Annotated in this window: 15 protein-coding genes; 3 read left to right on the forward strand and 12 right to left on the reverse strand. The window is 60.6% G+C overall.

Annotation, left to right across the window (positions count from 1 at the left end):
• The first annotated feature begins 95 nt into the window (after positions 1-95).
• Positions 96-1,424, forward strand: a complete 1,329-nt coding sequence (locus PYR65_RS11220) for a diguanylate cyclase (RefSeq protein ID WP_276118040.1) — start codon at positions 96-98, stop codon at positions 1,422-1,424.
• A 49-nt stretch (positions 1,425-1,473) separates the two neighbouring features.
• Here PYR65_RS11220 and PYR65_RS30590 read toward each other — a convergent pair whose 3' ends face one another.
• From PYR65_RS30590 to PYR65_RS11245, 4 genes are all read right to left on the reverse strand, one after another.
• Positions 1,474-2,478 (reverse strand): GlxA family transcriptional regulator, encoded by a 1,005-nt coding sequence (locus PYR65_RS30590; RefSeq protein WP_037096584.1) that lies wholly within the window; start codon positions 2,476-2,478, stop codon positions 1,474-1,476.
• The gene (locus PYR65_RS11235; protein ID WP_276118042.1) at positions 2,475-2,825 is read right to left on the reverse strand and encodes a hypothetical protein; all 351 of its coding nucleotides are present in this window, start codon (positions 2,823-2,825) and stop codon (positions 2,475-2,477) included. Before PYR65_RS11235 ends, PYR65_RS30590 begins: the two co-directional genes overlap by 4 nt.
• 87 nt (positions 2,826-2,912) lie before the next feature.
• Complete coding sequence (locus PYR65_RS11240; RefSeq protein WP_276118043.1) at positions 2,913-3,116, reverse strand: hypothetical protein; 204 nt, start codon at positions 3,114-3,116, stop codon at positions 2,913-2,915.
• A 173-nt stretch (positions 3,117-3,289) separates the two neighbouring features.
• Positions 3,290-3,502: a hypothetical protein gene (locus PYR65_RS11245; RefSeq protein WP_276118044.1), complete on the reverse strand. Its 213-nt coding sequence runs from the start codon at positions 3,500-3,502 to the stop codon at positions 3,290-3,292.
• A gap of 194 nt (positions 3,503-3,696) precedes the next feature.
• Here PYR65_RS11245 and PYR65_RS11250 point away from each other — a divergent pair, with 194 nt between their 5' ends.
• Complete coding sequence (locus tag PYR65_RS11250; protein ID WP_276118046.1) at positions 3,697-3,867, forward strand: hypothetical protein; 171 nt, start codon at positions 3,697-3,699, stop codon at positions 3,865-3,867.
• A 302-nt stretch (positions 3,868-4,169) separates the two neighbouring features.
• On the opposite strand, the gene PYR65_RS11255 is transcribed toward PYR65_RS11250, so the two are convergent.
• The 6 genes from PYR65_RS11255 to PYR65_RS11280 form a co-directional block, all read right to left on the reverse strand.
• Positions 4,170-5,675: a tripartite tricarboxylate transporter permease gene (locus tag PYR65_RS11255; RefSeq protein WP_060640452.1), complete on the reverse strand. Its 1,506-nt coding sequence runs from the start codon at positions 5,673-5,675 to the stop codon at positions 4,170-4,172.
• Positions 5,676-5,684: 9 nt separating this feature from the next.
• Entirely contained in the window at positions 5,685-6,146 is a 462-nt protein-coding gene (locus tag PYR65_RS11260; protein WP_060640451.1) for a tripartite tricarboxylate transporter TctB family protein, read from the reverse strand.
• A 135-nt stretch (positions 6,147-6,281) separates the two neighbouring features.
• Positions 6,282-7,265, reverse strand: a complete 984-nt coding sequence (locus PYR65_RS11265) for a tripartite tricarboxylate transporter substrate-binding protein (protein ID WP_060640450.1) — start codon at positions 7,263-7,265, stop codon at positions 6,282-6,284.
• Between the two features lie 203 nt (positions 7,266-7,468).
• Positions 7,469-8,824: a sigma-54-dependent transcriptional regulator gene (locus tag PYR65_RS11270; protein ID WP_060640449.1), complete on the reverse strand. Its 1,356-nt coding sequence runs from the start codon at positions 8,822-8,824 to the stop codon at positions 7,469-7,471.
• On the reverse strand, positions 8,821-10,641 hold the full coding sequence (locus PYR65_RS11275) for a sensor histidine kinase (protein WP_328518488.1): 1,821 nt from the start codon (positions 10,639-10,641) through the stop codon (positions 8,821-8,823). Before PYR65_RS11275 ends, PYR65_RS11270 begins: the two co-directional genes overlap by 4 nt.
• Before the next feature lie 376 nt (positions 10,642-11,017).
• Positions 11,018-11,263: a hypothetical protein gene (locus PYR65_RS11280; protein ID WP_276118047.1), complete on the reverse strand. Its 246-nt coding sequence runs from the start codon at positions 11,261-11,263 to the stop codon at positions 11,018-11,020.
• Between the two features lie 119 nt (positions 11,264-11,382).
• On the opposite strand from PYR65_RS11280, the gene PYR65_RS11285 reads away from it, so the two are divergent.
• The gene (locus PYR65_RS11285; protein ID WP_276118048.1) at positions 11,383-12,267 is read left to right on the forward strand and encodes a LysR substrate-binding domain-containing protein; all 885 of its coding nucleotides are present in this window, start codon (positions 11,383-11,385) and stop codon (positions 12,265-12,267) included.
• Positions 12,268-12,285: 18 nt separating this feature from the next.
• Here the strand turns inward: PYR65_RS11285 and PYR65_RS11290 are convergent, their stop codons facing one another.
• On the reverse strand, positions 12,286-13,311 hold the full coding sequence (locus PYR65_RS11290; protein WP_276121038.1) for a DNA topoisomerase IB: 1,026 nt from the start codon (positions 13,309-13,311) through the stop codon (positions 12,286-12,288).
• Positions 13,312-13,432: 121 nt separating this feature from the next.
• Positions 13,433-15,433, reverse strand: coding sequence for an ASKHA domain-containing protein (locus tag PYR65_RS11295; protein ID WP_276121039.1), 2,001 nt, complete (start codon positions 15,431-15,433; stop codon positions 13,433-13,435).
• Between the last annotated feature and the right edge of the window lie 28 nt (positions 15,434-15,461).

Here is a 15,461-nt window from a genome sequence, read left to right on the forward strand (position 1 = left end):
ATTTGAGCGGGGCCGCCAATTGCATAATGCCAATATTTTTTTAAGAGCCCGAATGGTCATAAGGCCGCCTTGGCTCAATATGGGATTGATGGGACGTGAGCTTTCGCAAGGCGCTAGCGCGGGAAAACCACATCCAGAAGCATTCGGGCAAGCGAATGCTGCTGGTCGAGGATTCCCGTATGTTTGCCACCGTTCTCAAGCACGGCCTGGAGACTGCGCACGGCGTCGATGTCACCCATTGCGCGTCTCTGGAGGCACTTCGTCAGGCCGTTGAAGCGGGCGACGGCGCCTATTGCGTCGCGGTTCTCGACCTCAATCTGCCGGATGCGCCCAACTGCGAAGCGCTAGAATATGTGATTTCCCAGAACATCGCTGCAATCGTGTTTACGGGGTCGTTCAACAACAGCACGCGCGAGGATATCCTCTGCCGCCAGGTCATCGACTGCGTCATCAAGAGCCAGCCGGATTCGATCAGCCATGTGATTTCGCTCGTTGACCGCGCCTTGACCAATATGAAGACGACCGTGCTGCTGGTGGATTCGGACCCCACGTCGCAGGTCGTTGTTTTGAGCCAGCTGCGGCAGCAGCAGTTCTGCGTCACGACGGCGGCGGGCGGAAAAGAGGCGCTGCATCTCTTGGATACCGGCGGCTGCTTTGATCTGGTCGTCACCGATTTTGCGCTTCCGGACATGACAGCCTATACGCTGCTGGCGGAGCTAAGGCAGCGATATGGCGAGGATACGCTGGGGGTCATTGCGCTTGCCGGCGATGGCGACCGCCAGCATGCGGCGCGGTTTTTGCAACGCGGCGGCACCGAGTTCATACCGAAACCGTTTCTGGTCGATGAGTTCAACAGCCGGGTGTTTCAGGTCGCCAGCATCCAGAAGCGGATCCAGGCGCTGCATGGCATTGCCGCCCGCGATTATCTCACCGACATCTATAACAGGCGCTATTTCTTCCAGCACGGGCCAAGGCTGGTCGAACAATGCCTGCGCCGTGGCGAGACGACCTCGATTGCCATTCTCGATATCGACCATTTCAAGCGGCTGAACGATACTTACGGCCACGAGGTTGGCGACCTGGTGCTGAAAGCCGTTGCCAAGCGCCTGCGCGGGCTTGTCGGTGAGGAGCATCTTCTGGCCCGCCTGGGCGGCGAAGAGTTCGGCGTGCTGTTCAACGGGCTCGATGTCAATGCTGCCAGCGATTTCTGCGAAATGCTGCGGCTCGATCTGGCGCAGGCAAAGGTGATTGCCGATGACGAGGAACTGTCGGTGACCGTGTCGATCGGCCTTGCCACGATCGAGGGGCTCGAGACCTTCGAGAATTACCTGAACGCCGCCGACCAGTTTCTCTACATGGCGAAATATGACGGGCGAAACCGGATCGTCTCGGAACTGACCCTGCTTAAATCCATGGCGTCGTAAAAGAACGGCGGCGCCAGCATTTTATGCCGCGCCGCCGCAGATCGCGTGTTTATCGTGCTGCCTGCAAGGTCAGCTTGCGCTCGGCACGCTCCTGCTGCGGCGAGCGATTGTAGAGTTCGCGATAACACTTGGAAAAATGCGAGGCCGACACGAAGCCGCAGGCAACGGCGACTTCGACCACCGGCATGGCCGACTGCACCAGGAGGTGTCGGGCGCGGTCGAGTCGGATTTCCAGATAGTAGCGGGCAGGGGAGCGGCCCATCTCCTGGCGGAACAGGCGCTCGATCTGGCGGCGCGACAGGCCGGCGCCATCGGCGATTTCCAAAAGCGACAGCGGCTCGGAGAGGTTGCCTTCCATCAACTCGATGATCGACAGAACCTTGGCATTCTGCACGCCAAGGCGGGCGCGCAGCGGCAGGCGCTGGCGGTCATGCGGCCCGCGCACGCGGTCCGTCAGTGCCTGTTCGCAGACACGGTTGACCAGGTTCTCGCCAAAGTCCTGGTCGATCAGGTTCAGCATCATGTCCAGCGAGGCGGTGCCGCCGGCGCAGGTATAGATGTTGCTGTCGATCTCGTAGAGATCGGCATAGACATCGACCTGCGGGAAGGTTTCGGCAAAGCCCGGCAGGTTTTCCCAGTGAATGGCGCAGCGCTTGCCCGTCAGCAGGCCGGCAGTGGCCAGCACATGGGCGCCCGTACAGAGGCTGCCCACCGAGACGCCGCGATTGTAGACCTCGCGCAGCCAGGCATTGACGGATTTGTTGTTGAAGTCTTCGACATAGATGCCGGAACAGACCAGCACCATCGAGGGACGGTTTTCACCGCCGAGAAATTTCCGTTCATCGGCAAGCGAGGTGTTGACCTCCAGGCCGATGCCGCTTGACGACAGGACCTGCGTGCCATCGGTCGAGGATAGGCGCCATGTATAGGCTTCATAGCCCAGCATGCGGTTGGCGATGCGCAGCGTCTCGATCGCTGCGGAAAAGGGCAGCATCGAGAAGTTGGGCACGAGAAAGAAGACGAGTGATCGCTTTTTGGTCAGTGGCTTGTTCATCGAAGGTCCCATGCGCCGCAGATGTCGCATTTGTCACGTGGAAAAGCGTCATCGGGCTTTCCTGAATGCGACATTGGCATGGATGCCAGCGACTGGGAAGAAATAAATACCTGTCCGCTGTGGTGGCATGGCGCTGAAAACGGCAGAATGGTCAGAAAACGCCCAAAAGCTTCGTTATCAATGCCGGAAATGTCGCATTCGCATCTTGCCTCTCCGAGTTGCAGCACGGTTTTTTGACGCGTTTCCGGACGTATTTCCGGCAGTTTTGCGACCAGCGGATGCGGAAATTCTATGTGTCGGAAATAGGCCATGCCGGATTGCGCGATCCCGGCAAACAAAAAGGGCATTCCGCCTTCATGGCCGAAATGCCCTTTATTATACGTAGCTCATGCTTCTTCGACACGGTTGCCCGTCACGGGCCATTCCATACCGCATCATCGTGCGGGCTTGGATCCGTTGGTGCGATCGGCCGATGGGAAGCCGATATCCTTCAGCGTGTCGTAGGAGAGGCCTTCAAGCGCACGCTCGGCACGGCGGCGCTTCCACGAGGCGACGGCACGCGACCGCAGGCCAAGAAGGGCTGACGCGAAGGACGAATGGCTTGACTTGGTGCTCTGTTCTAAACTTAGCAATGTCATTGCTCTGGTTCCTTTTGAGTGGGAGGCATCAAAAGGTCGCGACCATGAAAGAGTAATGCCGGATGGCCCCTCATCATTCAAGCGAATATAATTGATCTCTTGCATCAATAAACATGATGTATCTGGCTGTGGAAATGCCTGTGCGCCCGCACGTCAAAAGCTGGAAAAAACGCTTACTCCCGGCAGCGTTTTTTAGAATTTTTCGCTGCTTTTTGGGTGCTGTCTTCGGCCGATAAAAGTGGAGCCTGGCCGGCATTTTGTGCGTGCATGGTTGCCTTGACCAGTTCCAAAGTCTCTTCCGGCGGCGTTCCCTTGGACATTTCAGTGTTAACGCGCCGCAGCCAAAGTTTAAGCTGCGCATCGGTGAAAATTGGGCCGGGTGTCATCTGGGGTTCTCAGAGAAGGATGCGGGACAGGACTTATCGTGATTGCGAAATATGAAATATGCGCAAATCCCCTAAAATTATAGGGGTGTTTTGCACCTCAACTGGCAACTTTCACCGATGATTATCCGCAGTTGAAACTTATGATCAAAATAGACAACGATAGGGTGTCACTTCTGACAGGACTGGAGTACACCATGAAACCAAAGTCTCATATCGTCGATCTTCTCAGTGCAGCAAAGCTTCTGGCCGATGATCAAAGTAAGGTCCTGTTGAGCTATATCATCAACATGGCGATGATAGAAGCCACGACAGGGGCTGCCTATGTAAGGAGCAAAGACGGCAAGACGGATGTCAATGCAGCGTAAACATCAGGGTGAATATGACAACTACAGCCCATGTTCTTCCCAATGCGAAGGTTGCTTTACCACTTTAAATAAGCTGCATGATTTTTGCCTTAATTGATTATGCGGTAACGAGCAGGTGGCCGTTAAACACCGATAGCTGATGATGGATATCGTCGGGACTTTTTGAAGGGCTGGTCGAGAGACCGGCCTTTGTTCGTTACGGGCCTTTGTTCGTTTCGGCACGGTCTCTCTGCGGGATCGCCGGCAGGGGAGCCTGCCGGCGATCGTCGCAACGTCATTCCGGCGCCTGTTAAGGCTGGGGATCAATCCTCTTCCTGGAACACCGCTTCGCGCTTGGCCTTGACGGATGGGAGGAAGACCACGGCAAGGACGGCAAGCGCGATCAGGAGCAGGATGGCACTGATCGGCCGGGTGACGAAGGTGGTGGCATCGCCGCGCGACAGGATCATGGCGCGCCGCAGGTTTTCTTCCAGCAACGGTCCGAGCACGAAGCCGAGCAGGAGCGGTGCGGGCTCGCAGCGCAGCTTGACCAGCGCATATCCGGCAAGACCGAAAAAGGCGACGGCATAGAGGTCGTAGACGTTGGAATTGACGCTGTAGACCCCGATCGAGCAGAAGGCCATGATGATCGGGAAGAGCACGTAATAGGGGATCGTCAGCAGCTTCACCCACAGCCCGATCAGCGGCAGGTTGAGGACGACCAGCATCAGGTTGCCGATCCACATCGAGGCGATGATGCCCCAAAACAGCGCGGGCTGTTCGACGGCGACATTCGGGCCGGGCACGATGCCCTGGATGATCATCGCGCCGACCATCAGCGCCATCACCGGGTTGGCAGGAATGCCGAGCGTCAGAAGCGGAATGAACGATGTCTGGGCACCGGCATTGTTGGCCGATTCCGGACCCGCGACGCCTGCAATGGCGCCATGGCCGAATTCTTCCGGATGCTTGGATACGCGCTTTTCGACCGTGTAGGAGGCAAAGGCCGCCAGGATCGCGCCGCCGCCCGGCAGGATGCCGAGCGCCGAGCCGATGATCGTGCCACGAATGACCGGTGCAAACATCTGCTTGAAGTCGTCACGGGTCGGCAACAGGCCGCTGACCTTGGCCATCAGCACGGTCCGGGTCTTTTCACCCTCAAGGTTTCGCAGGATTTCAGCGACGCCGAAGACGCCGACGGCAACGGCGACGAAGTTCAAACCATCCGCATATTCCCGGATGCCGAGCGTGAAGCGCGGGGCTCCGGTATAGATATCGGTGCCGACGAGACCGAGCAGAAGCCCGAGTGCCACCATCGCCAGCGCCTTGACGATAGAGCCGTGGGCAAGCGCGATCGAGGACACGAGGCCGACGATCATCAGCGAGAAATATTCCGCCGCGCCGAACTGAAGGGCGATTGCTGTCAGGGGCAGGGCAAAGATCGCCACCAGGAAGGTCGAAACAGTACCGGCAAAGAACGACCCGAGCGCTGCGATCGACAGGGCAGCACCGGCGCGGCCTTTGCGGGCCATCTGGTAGCCGTCGATGGCGGTGACGGCGGAGGAGGATTCGCCGGGCATGTTGATCAGGATGGCGGTGGTCGACCCGCCATATTGTGCGCCGTAATAGATGCCGGCCAGCATGATCAGCGAGGAGACGGGCTCAAGCTGGAAGGTGATCGGCAGGAGCATGGCGATGGTCGCGGTGGCGCCGATGCCGGGCAGCACGCCGATCAGGGTGCCAAGCAGCACGCCGATCAGGCAGAAGAGAAGGTTTTCCGGCGAGCCGGCAGTGGTGAAGCCGAGGGCGAGATTGCTGAAAAGATCCATCGTGATGTCCTAGAATCTGACCCAGGGGCCGAAGCGCTGGAAGGGCAGGCCGAGTGCGTAGCTGAACACGCCGACCGAAAAGATCGTCAGCGCCAGGGAGAGCGCCAGCGCCGTCAGCGGCTTCATGCGCTGCGAGGCGAAACAGGCGATCAGGGCGGTGAAGAACAGCGACGGCACGAAGCCGAGACCGCGCACGGTCAGTCCGAAAAAGATCGGCGCCGGCAGGATGAACAGCAGGCCGCGCCAGGCGACAGGTCCGAGCGGTTCGCCTTCGATCTGGGTGGACTGAATGACGATGACGACGCCGAGCAGCACCAGGATGCCTGCCAGGAACAGCGGGAAGAAACCGGGTCCCATCCGGAATGCCGTGCCCAGCTCAAGGTTGAGGCTCTGATAGATGAAAAAACCGCCGAGCGCGATGAAGAGCCCGCCGCACAGCGCATTGGTGGTGTCGAAGGATAAGGATTTCATGGTACCTCCTTTATTCAGCCCGCTTTTTTCTGACCGCCATCCCCTCCGCATTACGGTTGAACAGATGTTGGGCAGACGCCTTCCTCTTTTGGGAAAGAGGAAGGCGGGAGGGCATTGGCCTTATCGTGGTAATAATCAGTCGGCGTATTGGCCGGCAGCTTCGATCACCGGCTTCCAGCGGGCGATCTCGGTTTCCAGCTTGGTCTTCAGTGCGGCCGGCGTTGCATCCGCTTCCGGCGATGGAACCGTGCCGAGCTCGGCGAAGCGGGCAACCACGTTCGGATCCTTCAGGGCAACCTGAAGGGCCTTCGACAGGCGCTCTGTGGCCTCTGCCGGGGTGCCCTTCGGCGCGTAGACCCCGTGCCAGATGCCGACCTGGAAATCAGCAAGGCCGCCTTCGGCCGCAGTCGGCACGTCGGGCAGGACCGGCAGGCGTTCCGGCGAGGTGACGGCATAGGCCTTGATGGTGCCGCCAAGGATCTGCTTGGTGGTGTTGGTGGTCTGGTCGCACATGATATCGACCTGGCCGCCGAGAAGGTCGGTCATGGCCGGACCGGTGCCCTTGTAGGGAACGGTGACGAGCGGCGTGTCGATGGCGCTCATCAGCATCATGCCGCACAGATGCGAGGCAGCGCCGATACCGGCATTGGCCACGGTGACCGTGTCCTTGTTGGCCTTGACGTATTCGATCAGGCTCTTCAGGTCAGCCGGCTCGAAATCCTTGCGGGCGACGATCGTCATCGGCACATCGGTGACGAGGCCGACATAGTCGAAGGCGTTCAGCGTGTCATAGGCAAGCTTGCGGTAGAGCGTGGCGCTGGTTGCCATGCCGATATGATGGAGCAGAACCGTGTAACCGTCCGGATCGGCCTGGGCCACGCGGCCGGCGCCGAGCGAACCACCGGCGCCGCCGACATTTTCGACGACGATTTGCTGGCCGAGATCCTTGGACATGGATTCGGCCACAAGGCGCGCAACCGTATCGGTCGGGCCACCGGCCGAGAACGGGACGACCATGGTGATCGTGCGGTCCGGATAGGTCTGGGCGCTGGCGGAAAGGGAAACGAGGGAAACGGCAGCAAGCGCCGTCATACCGAAAATGGCTGTCAGGGTTTTCATCAAAGTCCTCCCGGATGAAAATGTTGCCAGCTGGCGCAGCTCCTCCCGCGCCGATTCTGGATGGGCCATTTGTGGCTGAGGACACCAAAGCGGCAACCTTTCAGCGAAGATATTCCGACAATATCGCGGATGTTGCGGCGCAGCATGGGTAAGATCGGGAACATATGCATAAAAGCATGGGTGGATTTCCACCCATCGCACGGTCAGCGTGCGTAGTCGTCATCCAGAACTGAGATTTTTTTATCGAGACCGTATTTCTGCATCTTCTCGTAAAGCGTCTTTCTGGAGATGCCCAGAAGCTCGTAAACGGGCCTGAGCGCGCCGCCATGGGCGGCAAGCGCGCTGGCGATGATGCCGCGCTCATAGTCGGCGACCTTGTCGGCCAGCCGCTGTTTTTCCGGCGATGCCTGTGCCTCGTCCGGCTTGAGGTCGAGGCCAAGCACCAGGCGGTCGGCGGCATTGCGCAGCTCGCGGACATTGCCCGGCCAGGCGCGCTCGGCAATCTCGGTGATCAGGCTCGGCGCCACATCGATATCGTTGCGCACGTAGCGGGCGGCAGCCTCCCGGACCAGCTGCAGGAAGAGCAGTGGAATATCGGCCTTCCGCTGCGCCAAGGCCGGCACATGCAGCGTCGCGACATTTAGGCGGTAGAGAAGATCGGCGCGGAACCGGCCGGCGGCGACTTCCGCCTCGAGGTTGACCTTGCTGGTGGCGACGAAACGCACGTCGAGCGGCACGATCTCGTTCGACCCAAGCCGGGTGATGACCCGGTCCTGCAGGACCCGCAGGAACTTCGCCTGCAGGTCGAAGGGCAGGGAGCCGATCTCGTCCAGCAGGATGGTGCCACCGCGGCCATGTTCGAACTTGCCGTAGCGCGGCCGGAGCGCCCCCGGAAAGGCGCCGGCCTCGTGGCCGAACAGCTCGCTTTCGATCAGGTTTTCCGGCAGGGCGGCGCAATTGATGGCGATCAGCGGCCGGTCGGCGCGCGCGCTGATATCGTGCAAAGCCCGGGCAACGACCTCCTTGCCGACGCCGGTTTCGCCGATGATCAGCGTGTCCGCATCGGTCGCGCCGATGGCGCGCAACCGGTAGCGCAGCTCGACCATGGCCTGTGTCCGGCCGGGCAGCCGTGCCTCGATATCGTCCCGCTTGCCGGCAACGGCCCGCAGCCGCCGATTTTCAAGGACCAGGCTGCGGCGGTCGAGCGCCCGGCGGGCAATGGCTGCCAGATGCTGGGCGGTGAACGGCTTTTCAAGGAAATCATAGACACCCTCGCGCATCGCCTTGACGGCCAGTTGCACGTCACCGTGGCCCGTCACCAGAATGACCGGGATTTCGGCATCCATTTCGCGGATGCGCTGCAAAAGCGTCATGCCATCCATGCCGGGCATGCGGATATCGCTGATGACGACGCCGGAAAAACTGTAGCCGATCAGCTCCAGCACGTCCTCGGCGCTGGAAAACGTATCGACATCCAGGCCGAACAGGCCGAGCGCCTGCGCGGTGGAGCGGCGCATGTCCTCCTCATCATCGACCAGAAGCACGCGCGCGTCACTCACTCGGCAGCCTCCCTGGCGGCGGCCGCAGCCTCAAGCTCGATGCGGAAGACAGCGCCGCCGTCCGGATGATCGGTGACGGAAAGGCTGCCACCGAAATCCTTGACGATATTATAGGAAATGGAAAGGCCAAGCCCCAGGCCCTTGCCGACGCCCTTGGTGGTGTAGAACGGATCGAAGATGCGCTCTGTAATCGCGGCCGGCACGCCCGGTCCATGATCCCTGATCGTCAGGATGATCTTGTCTCCCAGACGTTCCGCACCGACGTGGATGCGCCGGTCGGCGAGCCCTTCGACCGCATCCGCCGCATTGGTGATGATGTTGACCAGAACCTGCTGCAGCCGGACGAAACCCGCATGGACCATGACGGCATCGTTGCCAAGTGCGATCAGCAAATCGGCGTCGGCAGTCTTCAGGCGGGCGGAGACGATCTCCAGCGTATCGGCGATGACGGCATCCAGCGCCACGGGGCCGAGCTTTTCATTCGGCTTGCGGGCAAAATTGCGCAGGTGGCGGCTGATCGAGGCCATGCGGTCGATCAGCCCGGAAATGCGGCGGACATTATCGCGCGCCTCCGGCACGCGCTCCAGATCGATCAGCATCGCCGCGCTGTCGGCATAGGTCTTGGCGGCGGCAAGCGGCTGGTTGAGTTCGTGGGAGAGGGCGGCGGACATTTGTCCCAATCCGGCCAGCTTGCCGGCCTGGATCAGGTCGGCCTGGGTCTTGCGCAGCTCAAGCTCGGTCAGGCGCCGCTCGGCGATCTCTTCCTCGATGCGCTGATTGACGAGGGCAAGGTCGGCCGTGCGCTCCTCGACCCGATGTTCCAGCTCGTTTCGCGCTTCCGTCTGCATGCGCATCCGCTCGGCAAGGCGGGCACGGCGCTGCAGGACGATTGCCAGCGCAAGTCCGGCAAGGCAGAGGAAAAGCACGATGGCGATGATGGTGGTGCGGGCCTGCGCGCGGACGGAGGCGGTGTCCATCAGCACATTCACGGTCCAGTCGGCCTCAGGCATATATTGCGACAGGACGAGATATTCGCGGCGGTCGGCGGTGGTCATGGTCATCAGCGTGTGATCGCCCAGCCTGCTGCGGGTGATCGGCAAGGGTTTCAGTTCCGCTTCGGCGTAGCGCCGCGAGGCCTGCGTCCTTTGCAGGCGGGCGCTGTTGAGAGGCAGGGTGCTGGAATAGAGCCATTCCGGGCTGCCCGTCATGAAGACGATGCCTTCCGGGTCGGAGACGAAGAGCTTGTATTCGCCGCCGCGCCAGGAGTTTTCGATCGAATCAATATCGACCTTGAAGACGATGACGCCGCGGATCTGGCCATCGACGCGGATCGGTGACGAGAAATAATAGCCGCGAACGAATGAGGTCGTGCCGCGCGCATAAAAACGCGATTGCATTCCCCTGGCGGCCTCCTGGAAATAGGGGCGGTAGCTGAAATTTTCGCCGATGAAGCTTGTCTTGCTCTCATAGTTGCTGGCGGCAATGGTATTTCCGTCGAGGGTCAGGACGTAGACATCGGCGGATTCCAGCAGGCTGTTGATCTCTTTGAGATAGATATTGGCCGCATCGCGCAAGGCCTTGTCGCCGGGATGGCTGATCAGGTCCTTGATGTCGTCATGTTCGGCAATGAGGGCCGGCAACGGCTCGTAGCGGCTGAGATGTCCGCTCAATGCAGAGACGGCCAGGCGCAGTGCCGAGCTTGCTTGCAGTGATGCCTCGTCCATATAGCTGCGCGTCGCAAAAGCGCCGCCCTGGAAAACCACGGCAAACAGCAGAAGCGGCGCTAGACACAGGGCGGCAAGCAGGCGGTATTTCACGGACGAACAGCTCCTCCCTCATTCGCAGCCAGCGGCTATCGTGCCGCTGGAAACGAGTTTAGAGGCCTGCGCGACAGTTTCCAAGCGGAGTTATCGCGCAGGTTGCTTAGAGCGCTTCATTTTTAAACGGACGCGATTCTGTTGGCTCAAAACGACCGTTCCACACGAAGGATGGCGCAGAGCGATGCCGACCCATCGCGCAAGCCATCCGACACAGTGGACGGCCGTTTTCAGCCAACCCGAAGGGCCGGATGAATTTCGGCCATGACCGGCGGCGGCCGTCTCGACCGCAGCTTCTGCTGCGCTCTTCACCGGCCGCCTTGATCCTGGCCGAAATTCCTTCCGGCAGAATGCTTCCGTTTAAAGATGAAGCGCTCTAATGGCGTAAAATTGGGATTACCGTGCCATCGGAAAAGGCCAGATCCTGTTGTAGACTGGACGGCAGATGGGAGATTTCGCGCCGTATTGCCTTGCGGGTTTCCGCCACCTGGTAAGCATGGTGGCTTTCGCTCAGCTGCTGGATGAACGGTTCAAACATCTGGCGCATCGAGAAAACAAAACCGCCGGCGCGCACCCGGATAGTGTTTTTATCCATCTCTGTCGTGTCGTGTTGCAGGGACATGGGAGGCTCCTTTCATCACGTCTCTAATGTTTGCAACTTGACTATCGCGCCTGTTTAAGGTTCAATCAAACGAAATGAAGTGATGCTGTCATTCAATAAATCTGATCCGTGAGGCTCCCATGAACATGATGCTGCGGCATGTCCTTCCGCTTCTCGAACTGGACATCCTGAAAACCTTCGTCGCCATCGCCGAGACCGGAAACTTCACCACGGCGGCCGAGACCGTCTACCGGACGCCATCGGCGGTTTCGATGCAGATCAAGAAGCTTGAGGAGATGCTCGGCTGCGTTCTCTTCCTGCGCGATGCCCGCTCGGTCTCGCTGACGCCGAAGGGCGAGGTGCTGCTTGGGTTCGCGCGGCGCATGCTGGCGCTCAACAACGAGGCGGTGTCGCGCTTCCTTTTGCCCGATATGAACGGCGTCGTGCGTGTCGGCGCGCCGGAGGATATTGGCGAGCGTATCCTGCCTGAAGTGCTGAAAAGGTTTTCGGAATCCTATCCGAACGTCACGGTCGATGTGACCATCGGTACCAGTTCCGTCATGCGCAAGCGTGTCGATGAACACCGCATGGACATTGCCATCTTCAACAGCATGGCCGGCGAAAATACCGGTGGCGGCGAGATCCTGGTGTCCGAGCGGCTCGTCTGGGCCGGCACCAAGTGCGGAACGGCGCATACGCGCGAACCGCTGCCGATCTCGATGTGGGAGGATGGCTGTGTCTGGCGCGCCGATGCGGTGGAGCAGTTGACCCAGTCCGGCCGCAAGTTCCGCGTCGCCTTCCTCAGCGCCCATACGACCGGCCAGCGCGCCGCCATCCAGGCTGACCTCGCGATCGCGCCGCTGCCGCGCTATCTCGTCCAGGGCGATCTCGTGGCGCTGGGCGAGGCGGAAGGGCTGCCGGAACTCGGCCATTACAATATTGGCCTGCAGGTCGTGGACAATGCCTCGCCGCCGGTTCTGGCCGTGGCCGAACACGTACGCACCGCCTTCGTCGGGCTGCAATAAGTCGGGGCAGCGCGGCGCTTAAGCGCCGCTCTTCTTCAGCCAGCGCTGCACGCGGATTTCATCGTCGTCCATCCAGCGCGTCAATGTCTCGCTGCGGCTTGGCCGCAGCTTGGCGAGATCGGCGAGCGCGCCGCTCTCGAAATCCTCAAAGACTTTCGGATGGATATAGGACGAGCGGCAGACGGAGCGGGTATTGACCAGTCTTGCCGCGACCGCATCAACGACGTCGTTGATCTGCCGCGTGATCTGCCGTTGGCTCGGTCCCGGTTCAACCATGGACAAAGCTTTGGCTGCCATGCGCGTTGCGCCCCAGGTGCGGAATTGACGTGAGGAAAAATCCGCCCCCGACGCCTCGCGGATATAGGCGTTGACATCCTGCGAGCGGATCGCGTGGCGGCCGCCATCTTCATCGAGATACTGGAACAGCTGCTGACCGGGCAATTCCTGCAGCATCCGGATCGATTTGGTGATGCGCCGGTCGCTGTGACTGAGGCGCCATTCCTTGCCGGATTTTCCCTTGAAGTTGAAGTGGACGCTGGAGCCTTCGATCTTCACATGCCGGTTGCGCAGCGTGGTCAGACCGTAGGAGCCGTTCTCCTCGGCATAGGTGGCGTTGCCGACGCGGATGTAGAGATTGTCGAGCAGCCAGACGATCGTCGCCAGCGCCTTGTCCATGCCCGGCTTTCGCAGGCGCAGATCGGTATCGACCTTTTCGCGTATCTTCGGCAGACGCGCGGCAAAATCCGGCAATTGCGCGAACTTCGTCTTGCCCCGTTCGGCCGACCATTCGGGATGGTAGCGGTATTGTTTTCGCCCGCGCGCGTCGCGGCCGGTTGCCTGCAAATGCGATTTCGGATCGACCGAGATCAGCACATCGGTATAGGCGGGCGGGATGGCAAGGGCAGCGATCCGGTCGAGTTCCTCGCGATCCGTGATTCGCTGGCCATCGGTGCTGTAATAGTTGAAGGCGCGCTTGCCGGGCTTGCGGCTGATGCCGCCTTCCAGGTTTGACAGGTAGACGAGTTCGTCGGCCGCCTTCTGCATGGCGCTGCGCGGGGACTTGGCGGGCTTTTGAGAGACAATCTGATCCACAGTGACGCAAAAACGCCGCTGCTGTCATTTGGTTCCCGCCGATTGAACCGTTCCGCCCGGCAATTTTTTCCCGCTATTCGCGGCTGCGGCGCCTGCGCCTGCCGCCGCCCTCGCCACCATCGTCCGAGAGCACCTTGCGTTCGGGTAAAGTGACGGCAGACGAGAGTTTCGGGAAGGTATCGACCTTGTTGGGAAGCGCCATCGCATAGACGAAATGCTCCTGAAACTTTGATTCAAGTGCCGTCTCTATCTTCTCGATTTTGCTGACAGTTTGCTCGATCTCGCGGCGGTGGCCGCGGTTGAGGAGCGCCATCAGAGCGCCGGTTCCGGCCGCATTGCCGACGGCCTTGACTTCGGAGAGATCGCAATCCGGGATGAGGCCGAGGACCATCGCGTATTTCGGATCGATGAAGGAGCCGAAGGCGCCGGCAAAGCGGATCGTATCGACATGCTCGATCTCGAGCTTTTCCATCAGGAGCTTGATACCCGCATACAGGGCGGCCTTGGCCAGCTGGATGGCGCGCACGTCGTTCTGCGTTACCGTGATGCGCTGATCGCCATCATGCAGGAGATAGGAGAAGGTGCGGCCGTTCTGCAGGATGCGCGGGCTTTTTGCCACCATGCCGCCATCGACGACGCCGTCTTCGGAGATGATGCCGCTCAGATACATTTCCGCGACGACCTCGATGATCGCCGAGCCGCAGATCCCGGTCACGCCCACTGTCGCGGCTTCCGCCGCAAAACCCTCTTCATCCGACCATTTTTCGACGCCGATGACGCGGAATTTCGGTTCCAGCGTTTCCGGATCGATCCGCACGCGCTCGATGGCGCCGGGGGCCGCCCGCTGGCCGGAGGAAATCTCGGCCCCCTCAAAGGCCGGGCCGGTCGGCGAGGAGGCGGCAACGACGCGGTCCTTGTTGCCAAGCACGATTTCAGCGTTTGTGCCGACATCGACCAGAAGCATCATCCGGTCCTGGCGATAAGGACCTTCGGCAAGTGTCGCACCGGCGGCATCGGCGCCGACATGGCCGGCGATGCAGGGCAGCATGTAGAGGCGGGCGCCACGGTTGACGTCGATATCGATCTCATGCGCCCAATATTGCAGCGCGCCGGAAACGGCGAGCGCAAATGGCGCCTGCCCAAGCTCGGTCGGGTCGATGCCGAGGAACAGGTGATGCATGATGGGGTTGCCAACGAAGACCATGTCCAGAATGTCGTGGCGATCGACCTCGCCCTCGGCGCAGACTTTGCCGATCAGCACATTGATGGCTTCGCGTACCGCCTTGGTCATGGCTTCCCGGCCATCCGGGTTCATCATCACATAGGAGACGCGGCTCATCAGGTCTTCGCCGAAGCGGATCTGCGGATTGGATGTGCCCGAAGAGGCGACGATGCGGCCCGAGAGCAGCGATACCAGATGCATGGCAATGGTGGTCGAGCCGATATCGCAGGCGACGCCGTAAGCTTCGTTCTTCAGTCCGGGCCACAGACCGACAATGAAGGGGCGCGAGGAGTCCATGTCGCGGTGGATGGCAGCGGTCACGCCCCAGTTCCCCTTGCGCAGGATGCCCTGGATCTGCGGAATCAAGTGCGGCGCGATCAGCAGATCCTTCCAGCCCCAATCCTTCTCCAGCATCACCTTCAGCCGGTCGAGATCGCCGAGCGGCTTGTGCATGTCGGGCTCATCGACCTCGACATAGCAGAGCTGCACGGCGGCATTGCGCTCGATCACCCGGTCGGTAGCGGCCTTGCGCACCACCTGCGCATTGATGACCGTATCCTGCGGCACATCGATGACGAGATCGCCGAGGATCTGCGACGAGCAGGAGAGGCGGCGGCCGTCCGGCAGGCCGCGAATGCTCTCGTAGCGCTCTTCCTTCGGCCCCTTGGCGGAAATGTGATCGAGCGAGGAGACGATCTTGTGCTTGGCGAAATTGCCCTCCTGCACCGAGACCTGGCAGCGCCCGCAGGTGGCCCGGCCGCCACAGACGCTTTCGACGTAGACGCCGAGCGTGCGTGCCGCATCGAGCACCGGCGTACCGATGGGAAAACGTCCGCGTTTGCCTGAAGGCATGAACAGGACGAGGGGATCGCTTTTGTTT

The sequence above is a fragment of the Pararhizobium qamdonense genome (genome assembly GCF_029277445.1).
Taxonomy (GTDB): domain Bacteria; phylum Pseudomonadota; class Alphaproteobacteria; order Rhizobiales; family Rhizobiaceae; genus Pararhizobium; species Pararhizobium qamdonense.